At 70.3% G+C, this 11,722-nt stretch carries 10 protein-coding genes; 7 read left to right on the forward strand and 3 right to left on the reverse strand.

The features are described from left to right. Window positions 1-15 precede the first annotated feature (15 nt). Window positions 16-2,790 (forward strand): helix-turn-helix transcriptional regulator, encoded by a 2,775-nt coding sequence (locus ACLKM7_RS02575; RefSeq protein ID WP_436445451.1) that lies wholly within the window; start codon window positions 16-18, stop codon window positions 2,788-2,790. A gap of 53 nt (window positions 2,791-2,843) precedes the next feature. On the opposite strand, the gene ACLKM7_RS02580 is transcribed toward ACLKM7_RS02575, so the two are convergent. Further along, a complete protein-coding gene (locus tag ACLKM7_RS02580) occupies window positions 2,844-4,139 on the reverse strand; it encodes an MFS transporter (protein WP_436445452.1) in 1,296 nt (431 codons plus the stop codon). A gap of 6 nt (window positions 4,140-4,145) precedes the next feature. Further along, entirely contained in the window at window positions 4,146-5,093 is a 948-nt protein-coding gene (locus tag ACLKM7_RS02585; RefSeq protein WP_436445453.1) for an alpha/beta hydrolase, read from the reverse strand. Between the two features lie 77 nt (window positions 5,094-5,170). Between ACLKM7_RS02585 and ACLKM7_RS02590 the strand changes: the two genes are divergently transcribed. The 3 genes from ACLKM7_RS02590 to ACLKM7_RS02600 all read left to right on the forward strand — a co-directional run bounded on the left by ACLKM7_RS02590 (window position 5,171) and on the right by ACLKM7_RS02600 (window position 7,550). Next, entirely contained in the window at window positions 5,171-5,761 is a 591-nt protein-coding gene (locus ACLKM7_RS02590) for a DUF1349 domain-containing protein (RefSeq protein ID WP_436445454.1), read from the forward strand. Window positions 5,762-5,794: 33 nt separating this feature from the next. Then, window positions 5,795-6,370: a DUF2510 domain-containing protein gene (locus ACLKM7_RS02595; protein ID WP_436445456.1), complete on the forward strand. Its 576-nt coding sequence runs from the start codon at window positions 5,795-5,797 to the stop codon at window positions 6,368-6,370. A 190-nt stretch (window positions 6,371-6,560) separates the two neighbouring features. Continuing rightward, window positions 6,561-7,550 (forward strand): lytic transglycosylase domain-containing protein, encoded by a 990-nt coding sequence (locus ACLKM7_RS02600; protein WP_436445457.1) that lies wholly within the window; start codon window positions 6,561-6,563, stop codon window positions 7,548-7,550. 15 nt (window positions 7,551-7,565) lie between these two features. Here ACLKM7_RS02600 and ACLKM7_RS02605 read toward each other — a convergent pair whose 3' ends face one another. Beyond that, a complete protein-coding gene (locus ACLKM7_RS02605) occupies window positions 7,566-8,339 on the reverse strand; it encodes an IclR family transcriptional regulator (protein ID WP_436445458.1) in 774 nt (257 codons plus the stop codon). A 181-nt stretch (window positions 8,340-8,520) separates the two neighbouring features. On the opposite strand from ACLKM7_RS02605, the gene ACLKM7_RS02610 reads away from it, so the two are divergent. The 3 genes from ACLKM7_RS02610 to ACLKM7_RS02620 are packed head-to-tail and all read left to right on the forward strand — an operon-like array spanning window position 8,521 to window position 11,678. Then, on the forward strand, window positions 8,521-9,456 hold the full coding sequence (locus tag ACLKM7_RS02610; RefSeq protein ID WP_436445459.1) for a carbohydrate ABC transporter permease: 936 nt from the start codon (window positions 8,521-8,523) through the stop codon (window positions 9,454-9,456). Continuing rightward, window positions 9,453-10,346: a carbohydrate ABC transporter permease gene (locus ACLKM7_RS02615; protein WP_436445460.1), complete on the forward strand. Its 894-nt coding sequence runs from the start codon at window positions 9,453-9,455 to the stop codon at window positions 10,344-10,346. Before ACLKM7_RS02610 ends, ACLKM7_RS02615 begins: the two co-directional genes overlap by 4 nt. A gap of 42 nt (window positions 10,347-10,388) precedes the next feature. After that, on the forward strand, window positions 10,389-11,678 hold the full coding sequence (locus ACLKM7_RS02620; RefSeq protein WP_436445461.1) for a sugar ABC transporter substrate-binding protein: 1,290 nt from the start codon (window positions 10,389-10,391) through the stop codon (window positions 11,676-11,678). The last annotated feature ends 44 nt before the right edge of the window (window positions 11,679-11,722 follow it).

Below are 11,722 nucleotides of genomic sequence, written 5' to 3' on the forward strand. Positions count from 1 at the left end.
GCCTAGACTCAGGGCATGCTGGTGGGTCGGCAGGCCGAGCAGCAGGCGATCGATCAGGTCTTGGCGGCCGCGCGCCTGGGTACGAGCGGCGTGCTCGCGATCACCGGTGAGGCGGGTGTCGGCAAGACCGCGCTGCTCGACGCCGCCATGGGCGGCGCGACCGAGATGCGGATGCTGCGGGCGACGGGCATCGAGTCCGAGCGCGAGATCCCGTTCGCAATGCTGCTGCAACTGCTGCGCCCCGCACTCGGCGCGCTCGAAGGCATCCCCACCGCCCAGGCCGACGCTCTGGCGACCGCACTCGCGCTTCCGGGGCCCGACGCCGCCGCCGTCCCGGGAGGACGCGACCGGTTCACGATCGGAGCGGCGGCGTTGAGCCTGATCTGCCGTTTCGCGGAGGACGGGCCGGTGGCAGTGGTCGTGGACGACCTTCACCTGGCCGACACGCCGTCCGTCGACGCGCTCTTGTTCGCCGCCCGCCGGCTGGCTGCCGACCCGGTCGTCGTGCTCGTCGGCGTCCGCAGCCCCGAGGGCGATGAACTGGTCGCCGGTGTCCAGGTGCTGCGGGTGAGCGGCCTCGACCTCGAGGCCGCCCGGCTGCTCATCGAGCAGGAGAGCGGGCGCGCAGAGTCCGACGATCACGTTCGCCTGCTCCACCGCGCGACCGCGGGCAACCCGCTCGCCCTCCTCGAGCTCGGCAGCGACCGCGTTGTCGTCGAGAGCCTCGAGACCGAGTTTCCGCTGCGGGTTCCGCCGGCGCTCGTGGCAGCGTTCGGCCGCCGGCTGGAGCGAGTGGGTGCCGAGTGCCGCGCAGCGCTGCTGGTCGCGGCGGTGTGCGGCGGAGGCATCCGGCTGATCACCGACGCGTGCGAGGTCCTCGGGATCGATGTGAGCCGTCTCGGCGAGGCCGAGGACGGTGGACTGGTCGCCCTGACGCAAGGACGGGTCGAGTTCCGGCATCCGCTCGTGCGGTCCGCCGTCTACTCGGGTGCCTCGGTGCAGGCGCGGCGGGCCGCGCATCGTGCGGCGGCCGATGCGCTACCGACGGCGGACGTGGACCGACGGGCGTGGCACCTGTCAGAGGCGGTGTGGTACGCCGACGAACACGTCGCCGCCCTGCTTGCGCAGGCGGGCGATCACGCCGTCGCCCGTGCCGCGTACTCGGTCGCCGCCAGCGCGTTCGAGCGATCGGCGAGCTTGACTCCTGAGGCGCACGAGCGCCGCACCCGGTTGCTGCGCGCCGCGGACGCGGCGTGGACAGCCGGCGACGGGGCGCGCTCACTGACACTGCTGGATCAGCGCAGCGCGGTCGGATCGTCGCCCGTGGAGGACGGTGATGTGCGTGAGATCGAGCTGCGGGCGTCGATCGCTGCGCGCAGCGGCTCGTTGCGCGAGGCGCTCGAACTGCTGGTCTCCGCCGCGGACCGCGCTCCGTCGGCGGATGCCGAGGCTCTCGCGCTGGCCGACGCGGTGCACGCGACGTTCTACCTCGGCGACGCACGCACCGCGGCCGCCCTCGCGGACCGGATCGATGCGCTCCAGCCGCGGATCGCCGGCACCCGCGCTCGGGCACTCGGGCTGATGGCGATCGGCATGGCCCGCACGCTGGCCGGTTCAGGCGGCGCGGCGGAGATCCGCGCCGCTGTTCCGCTCCTCGAAGCCGACCCCGAACTGCGACACGACCCGCGTCGCCTGTCGTGGCTGCTTCTTGCACCCCTGTTCCTGCGCGATGCGACCGGAGGCGGGCACCTGCGTGGACTCGTCGAAGAGGTGCGCGGCGCGGCCGGGGTCGGGGCGCTGCCGGCCGTGCTCTTCCATGTCGCCCGTGATCAGTCGACCACGGGCGCATCGTGGGCGCGGGCCGAGGCGAACTACGCCGAGGCGATCCGGCTGGCGACCGAGACCGGCCAGGAGACCGAGCTCGCGATGTCGCTCGCCGGGGCGGCCTGGCTCGACTCGCGCGCAGGACGGCCCGCTGCCTGCCGCGCGCACGCAGCCGAGGCTCGCGCACTCTGCGCGGCGCGCGACATCCACGTCGGAGAGGCGTGGGTCTCTCACGCCGTCGGTGACCTCGAGCTCTCACTCGGACGCACCCAGGCAGCCGTCGACCACTTGTCGGAGCTCGTCGCGCTCCTGCAGCGACTGAGCCTCGACGACGTCGACCTCTCGCCGGCACCCGAACTGGTCGACGCCCTGCTTCGCGTGAACCGAAGATCGGATGCCGCGGCTGCCGCGTCGGACTACCACGAGCGCGCCGCGCGCAAAGGGCAGCCCTGGGCGCTCGCCCGTGCCGACCGCGCGCGAGGGCTGGTTGCAGAGGTCGACTTCGATTCGCTCTTCCACTCGGCGCTGGCGTCGCACGAAGCGACGCTGGACAGATTCGAGACCGCGCGCACGCGCCTCGCTTTCGGCTCCCGGCTGCGGCGTGCCGGGCGGCGCGTCGACGCGCGGACACAGCTGCGCGAGGCGCTCGACACCTTCGACGAGCTCGGCGCTGCGCTGTGGCGCGACCACGCGGCCACTGAGCTCAGGGCGACCGGCGAGCGCGTCCGCGCCGCGGGCGCGAGCGTGCTCGACGCCCTGACGCCGCAGGAACTGCAGGTGAGCCTGGTGCTCGCCGAAGGCAGGACCACGCGCGAGGCCGCCGCGGCACTGTTCCTGAGCCCGAAGACGATCGAGTATCACCTGCGCAAGGTGTACACGAAACTCGGGATCGGCTCGCGGTCCGAGCTTGCCGATCTGCTGGCGCCCACTGATCGCACGCAGCGAGAGGACCCGCGCGCCCCGTGACGCCGGTCAGTGACCGGGACGCCGCCCAGGCCGGTCCGGCGTGCGCGGGATCCTCACGATCCGCCTTCTCCGTCCTCGTGCCGGGCATGCCGCAACGGGGATGCGACGGCGACGACTCCCGCCGCGATGAAGACGACCACAACCCCCACGAGGGCGGGCGCGATCCCTGCGGCCGCCACGACCACTCCGGCGACCAGCGCGCCGAGAGCGGCCATCGTGCGGTTCGCCGAGCGCATGGTCGCATTCGTCCGTCCGAGAAGCGCGTCGGGGGTCACCGCCTGGCGATACGCCATCTCGTTCGGATTCTCCAGGCCCGCGACGAAGCCCTGCAGGGCCATCGCCACGAAGAGCGCGACCAGGGCGCCGGTGCCGCCGATGCCTGTGAGTGCGGCCGCGGCGATCAGCAGCCATGCCACGGGGTACACCATGCGGGCGATCACGATCGAGCGACCGGCGCCGATCGCGCGGCCGGCCCACGGCGCCACCACTGCGCCGACGAGCGTCGTGATGCCGGCGACGGCGAACAGCAGTCCGTAGGCCGCCGGCGAAAGCGCGAGGTCGCGCAGCGCGAACAGTGCAAGGACGGTCAGCGCGCCCGCGTTCGCGGAGAACCACAAGTGAGTCGAGATCGCGAGCGGCGCGAGAGAGACGTGCCGGTAGGTCCAGCGCAGACCCTGCCCGATCTCGCGCCGCACGCTTCGCCGCTGCGGCGGCCCATCGACTGCGGTGACACGCGCGGGCTCGGTCAGCCGCAGCCGCGCAATCAGGGCGGCCTCCACGAGATAGCTCACCGCGTCGATCGCGATCGTGACCGGAGCACCCAGCAGCCCGACGAGGCCGCCACCCAGCGCAGGGCCCGCGGTCTGGGCCGCCGCATCCGTCTGATCCAGTCGCGAGTTCGCAGAGAGCAGGCGCGCACGCGGCACGATCTGCGGAAGGAGGGACTGGGATGCGGCGAGCCCGAACACCGCGAGTGATCCGAAGATCAGCAGCAGCGCCACGAGCGACCAGATCTGCAGCGCGCCCGCGAGCCACAGCACCGGGATGAGTCCCAGAGCCACACCGCGGCCGACGCTCGCCCGCACCAGTACGCGCGCGCGACGCCAGCGATCCACGTATACGCCCGCCAGCAGTCCGAGCACCGCGTACGGCACGAACTGCGCCGCGTTCACGATCCCGACCTCGACGGGCGACGCACCCAGCACCTGGACCACGAGCACGGGCATCGCGACAGCCGTGATAGCGGTGCCGAACGAGCTGATGGTGGCTGCGACCCAGTAACGGGTGAAGGACCTGCCGGACCCGGATCGTGCCGCTGCCATCGAGACGTGCTCCTCCCCTGCGCTCACTCCACCCTAGGCAGTGCCCTCGCTGGCGAACGCCTCGCGCAGCACACGCACCCATTCGGAATGGAACGCACGGGTCACGCCGGCGTTGCGGAACACCGCGTCGAACCCGTGGAACGCGCCTGGCACAACCAGCACCTCGCACGGCACGCCGGCCTCCTCGAGACGCCGCGCGTACTCGAGGTCCTCGTCGTGGAAGAGGTCGAGCGTGCCCACGCCGATCCACGCCGGGGGCAGGCCGCTGAGGTCCTCCCGGCGTGCCGGAACAAGGGATGAGGGGATGCCGGGGGCTCCGGCATCCGTCCCCAGATACGCCGACCACGCGAACCGGTTGCTCTCAGGAGACCACATGCGCATGTGACGCCGGTCGACGTCGTCGCGGAGCACGGTGCGGTCGTCGAGCATGGGGTAGACGAGCAGCTGAAACACCGGCTGGGTGCCGCCTTCGTCGTGCAGTCGCTGGGCGAGCGCCGCCGCCAGTCCGCCACCCGCGCTCGCGCCGCCGATCGCGATGCGAGACCGGTCGATGCCGAACTCATCGGCCCGTGCGACGAGCGCCCGGAAGCCGGCGACGAGATCGTCGAGCGCGGCAGGGGCGGGATGGTCGGGGGCGAGGCGGTACGCCGCCGAGAACACTGCGATGTCGAGCTCGCGCGCGAGAGCGAGATTCGAGGCGTCGTCCTGCTGCGGTGTGCCCAGGATCAGCCCGCCACCGTGGATCCACAGCAGCGCCGGAGTGGGAGTCGGGGAGTCGACCGGGCGGAACACGCGGTACGGCAGCTCCCCCGCGGGACCGTCGAAGGGCACGGTCTTGACGTCCATGTCGGGGATGGGTCGGATGCCAGGTGGGCTCAACCGGAACATCCACAGCGTCCGAGGTGCGGCGCTCACCAGCGGCAGCCAGCGCGCGAGGCGCAGGTCGGGATGGAACGGCTCGGGTTTCGTCCTCGTCGGCACCGGACGATGCTATCCGGGATCCCGGATGCTCTGGTCGGCTCTGGTCGCTGCGCGGATCGCCGATACGATCGGGCACCATGACGACGCACCTCGCCGGTTTGCCTGCCCTCGATTGGACGAACGGCGAGGGGCATCTCACGGTGCACGACGACGGCAGTATTCAGCTGACCGCCACGGCAGGCGTGGACTGGACGAACGACGCGTCGGGTGCCGACCCTCAGCATGGAGCCACGAGCCTGGCATTCACCGTGAACGACGACTTCCAGCTCTCGGCCCGCGTTCGCGTCGAGCACCCGCGCACCACATTCGATGCCGGAGCGCTGTCGCTGTGGGCGGACGAGGACCACTGGGCGAAGCTGTGCTTCGAATGGTCGCCGCAGGACGCCGCGATGGTGGTCAGCGTTGTCACCAACCAGTACTCCGACGATGCGAACGCCATCGACATCGACACGGCGGAGGTCTGGCTGAGGGTGTCGAAGATCGGTCCGGCGTTCGCCTTCCATTCATCGCCGGATGGCCGCGCCTGGCGGTTCGTGCGTCTCTTCCGGCTCTGCACCGACAAGCCGGTGCAGGCCGGATTCCTCGCGCAGGCACCCCTCGGCGACACCGCGACGGCGACCTTCTCCGATATCCGCTTCATGAGCGAGAGGCTCACCCAACTGCGCTGACCTGTTCCGGGCGGATCGAACTACGCTCTGACCATGACCACGCACGCCGACCCCGGGTGGTACGACGACGGCACCGGCAAGCAGCGATGGTGGGATGGCGCGCGCTGGACCGAGGAGTACATCGACCTACGCGAACACGACGTGGAGCTGCACCGTGATGCCGCTCCCGCCGTGGGCGCGGCCGCTGCCGGATGGTACGACGACCAGCGCGGGCGGCTCCGCTGGTGGGACGGCCGGCAATGGACGACCGCGGTGCGGTACAGCGGCGAGGAGCAGGAGTTCGCCGGCGTGATCATCGACGGCCGCTGGATCCATTTCGGCGAGTCGAGCCAGCCCGTGGCCGGAGCGCAGGCATCCGTCGAGACGGGCGATGCCCTGCTGCGACGGCCGGCATTCACCCGCAACGCCGTCGACCGTCGCCTCGTCGGCCGGGCCGGCGCGATCACTCCGCGAACCCTGAACCGCATCATCCAGCGGCCGCTCCTGTACCTGGTCATCACAGGCACGGAACAGGTGTGGGTGACGGCCGTACCCCAGGGGCACGATGCCGAAGCAGGGCGCTTCGCAAGCTGGGTCAACACCAGCGCCGAGCACTACCGCTACCGCTGAACAGGGACGCCCGACCGGGCGGCCGAGAGCCGCTGATCGGCCGTTTTCAGCGACCGCACTCTCACCAGACGTTCAGGAAACACACGGGAACCGTCCAGACAACCCCGGCAGACTCGCTGACTTGTGCCCGCCGGAGCGGTTGCACGGCGCCGTACCCGACGGCGTGGATATATACGGAACTCAGGTTTTCATGCGCTCGATCACGTCCTCCGCCCCCATCCGCCGCCTGCGCCGACAGGCCGCCCGCCGCTCCCGCCGCCGCCCCGCGATCCTCGCGACCGGACTGGCTTTCGCCGTCCTCGTGACCGTCGGCGTGACCGCGACTGCCCCGACCGCGCAGGCCGAGGCATCCGGATCCTTCGGGAATTTCGCACTCGCGTCGCTCAGCACCCCGATCGCTTCGGACGGAGCGGCCGCGGCCATCGGCGCCGACGAGATCTCGACCGCCGCGCGCGACGCGCTGGTCGCCGCAGACGCCTCGGTCACGGCCGCCGCGACCGTCGCCGCCGACATCGCGACCTCCGGCCTCGACATCGGCCGGCCCGACACGTCCGTCGACACCGCGGCGCTCGAAGCAGCCGCCGAGCGCCTCGAGGCGGGCGACCTTCTGCCTGCACCGCTGGTGCCCGACCTGACCGAGGATGTGACCACGCTCATCGCATCGGTCGACGAGCATGTTGCAGCTCTTCGCGGCAGCCTCGACGCCGCCATCGCGCTGAAGGCCGAGCAGGAGGCCGCAGAGAAGGCCCGGCTCGAGGCCGAGGCCGCAGCAACGGCCGCCGCTGCCGCAGAGGCCGCCGAGGCGAAGCAGTCCGCCTCGTCGAGTTCGTCGGGTTCGTCCGCGCCCTCGCCCGTCTACGCCGCCGCCGGCACGAGCGCCGCCGACGCCCAGGCCATCGCGCGCACCATGATCGCCGGCTACGGCTGGGGCGACGACCAGTTCGCGTGCCTCGTGTCGCTGTGGCAGAAGGAATCGGGCTGGAACACGCTCGCGCACAACCGCTCGAGCGGGGCCTACGGCATCCCGCAAGCACTCCCCGGCAGCAAGATGGCCACTGCCGGTGCCGACTGGCAGACCAACGCCGCCACGCAGATCTCGTGGGGCCTGGGCTACATCTCGGGCCGCTACGGCACGCCGTGCGGTGCCTGGTCGCACTCGCAGTCCGTCGGCTGGTACTGATCCCGGGCGGCGGGCTCAGCCCGCGGGACCCTGGTATCCGAGGCCGGAGCTGATCCGGTCCGCGGTCTCGACGACGGTGCGACCGAGCTCCGCCTCGCGGCTCTCGAGATCGATGGTCGTGCGCGGCCCCGAGATGGACACCGCCGCGGTGATTCTGCCGAACTGATCGAGGATGGGGGCAGCGACCGACGCGCGCCCCAGAACGAACTCCTCAACCTCGGTCGCGTAGCCGCGACGCGAGATCAGTGCCACCTCGCGGTCGAGCGCCTCGTGCGACGTGATGGTCGCCTCGGTGAAGCGAACGAGCTCGGGCATGAGCTTCGTCCGCTTGTCGCGCGACGTGCCGACGAGGGTTGACTTGCCGATGCTCGTCGCGTGCAGCGGCACGCGCTGGCCCATCAGCGTGTGCGACTTGGGCGACAACGGACCCTCGAAGTTGCAGAGGTAGACGAGCTCGGCGTCGCGCAAGAGTGCGATGTTCACTCCCAAGCCCAGCTGGCCGGCGAGGTTCTGCGCGATCTGCCGGCCCGCACGGTGGACGCGGTTCTGGTTGATCGCCACGCCGGCGAGAGTCAGCAGCTCGGAGCCCAGAAAGTACAGGGTCGTCTGCGGATCGCGTTCGACGAGGCCACCGGACTCCAGGGTGGCGAGCAAGCGGGATGCCGTGGACTGGCCGATGCCGGCCGCGCGAGCGACCTCACCCACCCGCATCGGCTCACCGCCGGCGAATGACTCCAGTACCGAGATCGCCTTCTCTACGCTCTGGTTCGCACCGTTCTCCGCGGGCATCGTGCCTCCGTAATTCGCGCGCCCCTTCGTCGGGACGCCTCCAGTATGCACCATCTTGTGCACATAATGCATGGCACTTGCATCTATTGCGCATGTCGTGCACTCTGATCTCGGCGCTGAACGGTGGCGCCGGATCCGCGGCTCACAGCTGAGCCCCGAACCCGAGTTCCGAAGGACGACGATGACCTCATCCAGCGTGGTGCATCCCGACACCGCCGCTCGGCGCAAGCGAGGTGCGCCCCTCAGCGAGCGCACCTTCCTGACCTTCCTGCTGCTTCCCGGCGTGGTGCTGCTGTGCGCCATCGTGCTGTATCCGCTCATCCGGTCGCTCGCCTCGGCGTTCTTCGACGAGAGCCTGCTCTACCCGGGCATGACCTTCGTCGGGCTCGACAACATCGTCGCGGTGCTCGCGGACGATTTCGGTCGCCTCGTGGAGCAGACCCTCATCTTCACCGTCGGTGCGACGGTCGCCCCGTTCCTGATCGGGCTCGCGCTCGCACTCGTGCTGAACCAGCGCTTCCCGGGTCAGCGATTCCTCCGCGGGGCATTCCTCATCCCGTGGCTCATCCCGGGCGTTGTCGTGTCGTTCCTGTGGATGTGGATCTTCGACGCGAATTACGGCGTCCTCAACGGCATGCTCATCACGCTCGGCGCGATCGACAGCCCGGTCGCGTGGCTCTTCCAGACCGACACCGCGCGGGCGGCGCTCATCGTCGCGAAGACCTGGAACACCTTCCCGTGGATCATGGTGATGATGCTCGCGGCGCTGCAGACCGTGCCGGGCGAGCTGCACGAAGCGGCCGCAATGGACGGCGCCGGAACCGTCCGCCGCTTCTTCGCCGTCACGTGGCCGCACATCCGCGGCGTCGCGGGGCTCGTCATCCTGCTCGAGTTCATCTGGAACTTCCAGCATTTCGACACCATTTTCGTGCTCACCGGCGGTGGCCCGGCCGGCACGACGAGCACGTTCGCCACCGAGGTGTACGACACCGCATTCAAGGGCTACGACCTCGGGCACGCCGGCGCGCTCGGCATCCTCTGGATGGCGCTGCTCACGATCCTCGTGGTGCTGTACGTCTGGCTCTCCGAGCGTGGCGAGAAGGGAGCCCGCCGATGACCGCCGTCGCCCCCGCACCCCCGGTCCTCCGCTCCGAGGACGCCCCACCCGAGACCGTGCGGCGCCGCCGCGGCCGCGTCCGGTGGGGCATGTGGATCTCACTCGCGGTCATCGCGCTGTTCGGGTTCGCTCCGGTGTACTGGCTGCTCGTCACGTCGCTCACCCCGACGAACATGGTCTTCACGTTCCCGCCGACGCTGTTCCCGCGCGAGATCACCTTCGACCATTATGCGACCGTGCTCGGCAACCCCGTGATCTTCGGATACCTGCGCAACAGCGTGATCGTCTCGGTGATCACCGCCGTGCTTGCGGTCGCGGTCTCCATGTACATGGGATACGCGTTCTCGAAGTACCGCTTCGCCGGCCGCAAGTCGCTCATGTACTTCGTGCTGTCGAGCCAGATGTTCCCGCAGGCGCTGCTGCTGGTGACGCTCTACCTCGTCTTCGCCCAGTTCGGCCTGCTCAACACCTACCTCGCACTGATCCTGTCGTTCACGACGTTCACGCTGCCGCTGTGCGTGTGGATGCTGAAGGGCTTCTTCGACGCGCTGCCCGACGACCTCATCGAGGCCGCGCGCATCGACGGAGCGGGTCCGTGGCGGATCTTCCACTCCGTCGTGTTCCCGCTCGCTGCGCCGGGACTCGTCGCTGCAGGGCTGTTCGCGTTCGTCCGCGGCTGGAACGACTTCATCTTCGCGCTCACGCTCGCGGGGCCTGACCGGCAGACGCTTCCTCCGGGCCTCGTGAACACGTTCATCTCGGAGGCCAGCACCTCGTGGCCGGCGCTCATGGCCGCGTCGCTCATCGTGTCGGTGCCGGTGTGCGTGGCCTTCATCTTCCTCCAGCGCTACCTCGTCGGCGGCATCACCGCAGGCGCGGTCAAGGGCTGATCCCGTCCTGCATCACCTCCCATCCGATTCGAAGGAGAACTCATGGCAACGGAAATCTCGCGGCGCTCGCTGCTGCGGTACTCGGTGTTCGGGCTCGGCGGCGCTGCCGTGCTCGGCCTGGTCGGCTGCGCACCGGACGGCTCATCCGGTCCTGCCGCGACGCTTGGCGGCGCCGGCACCCCGACCGACTTCGCATTTGCGTCGTGGAGCCTGTCGGAAGAGGCGGCCAAGCCCGCCGTGCAGTCGGCGCTCGACACCTTCGCCAAAGCGGACGGGATCTCGATCGACACCAGCACGTACCCCTACAACGAATACCTGAACCAGCTCACGCTCCAGGTGCGAGGCGGCCAGTTCGCCGGCGCGGCACAGCTCGACGTGGCGTGGCTGTCGGCGCTGGCCGCGCTCGGCAAGCTGACCGACCTCTCGGCCCTCGCCGACGGCCGAGGCTACACCGACGCCGCGCTGGGCGCCGGCGCGCTCGATGGCAAGCAGCTGGGGCTGCCGTGGACGATCGGCGCGATCGGCCTGATCGGAAACGCCGAGCTGTTCGACAAGGCTGGCGCCTCGCTCACGCCGAAGACGATCGAGGAGTTCGAGGAGGGTCTTCGCGCGCTCAAGGGCATCGGCGTCATCCCGTACGCCGCGAGCACGAAGGCCGCCCAGCTCAAGGACATCGTCGTCTGGATGCAGACCTTCGGCTCCCCGATCATCGAGGGCGGCGAGTCGACGATCGGGGACGAGGCGTCCGTCAAGGCCGTCGAGTGGTACAAGAAGCTGTACGACGACGGACTGATCGCTCCCGACGTCGACCGCGCCGCCGCCCGCACCTTGTTCGCGCAGGGGGCGACCGCGCTCTATGACGACGCGCCGGTCGGCAAGTCGTCGGTCGTCTCGCAGTCGCCCGACGCGGGCCTCGGCGACAAGATGACGCCCATCGCGCGCCCCGTGCTGAAGTCCGGCGACACGCCGCAGCACGTGCTCTGGGGACACCTCGTCGTCGTGGTGGACGGCGAGGGCGCCGGCACCGCCGCCGACTTCGCACAGTGGCTCACGAGCGACCCGCAGCAGAGCGAGGCGTACTTCACCGAGCTCGGCCTGCCGCCGACCACCGAGGAGGCGCTCGCCTCCGACGCGGTTGCGCAGAACGCGTTCGTCGAGGCGTTCACCTCGACGATCACGTCGACTGCGAAGCCCAGCCCGCTGTGGACATACCCCTCGTACGCACAGATGGAGACCGCCATCGCCGAGCAGGTCCAGGCGGTCCTGATCGGGCAGGCATCGGCATCCGCCGCCATGAAGACCGCGGGAGACACCATCTCGGGCCTTCTCTGACGATCATTCCGCTCTCCGGCCCGGGGAGCTCGTTCCCCGGGCCG

The sequence above is a fragment of the Microbacterium sp. I2 genome (assembly GCF_051364985.1).
Taxonomy (GTDB): Bacteria; Actinomycetota; Actinomycetes; order Actinomycetales; family Microbacteriaceae; genus Microbacterium.

Bases quoted from the DNA above. Each gene is read 5' to 3' on its own strand.
- ACLKM7_RS02575 (WP_436445451.1), top strand. From the start codon at position 16: ATGCTGGTGGGTCGGCAGGCCGAGCAGCAGGCGATCGATCAGGTCTTG.
- ACLKM7_RS02590 (WP_436445454.1), top strand. From the start codon at position 5,171: ATGACGACGCACCTCGCCGGTTTGCCTGCCCTCGATTGGACGAACGGC.
- ACLKM7_RS02595 (WP_436445456.1), top strand. From the start codon at position 5,795: ATGACCACGCACGCCGACCCCGGGTGGTACGACGACGGCACCGGCAAG.
- ACLKM7_RS02600 (WP_436445457.1), top strand. From the start codon at position 6,561: ATGCGCTCGATCACGTCCTCCGCCCCCATCCGCCGCCTGCGCCGACAG.
- ACLKM7_RS02605 (WP_436445458.1), bottom strand. From the start codon at position 8,339: ATGCCCGCGGAGAACGGTGCGAACCAGAGCGTAGAGAAGGCGATCTCG.
- ACLKM7_RS02610 (WP_436445459.1), top strand. From the start codon at position 8,521: ATGACCTCATCCAGCGTGGTGCATCCCGACACCGCCGCTCGGCGCAAG.
- ACLKM7_RS02615 (WP_436445460.1), top strand. From the start codon at position 9,453: ATGACCGCCGTCGCCCCCGCACCCCCGGTCCTCCGCTCCGAGGACGCC.
- ACLKM7_RS02620 (WP_436445461.1), top strand. From the start codon at position 10,389: ATGGCAACGGAAATCTCGCGGCGCTCGCTGCTGCGGTACTCGGTGTTC.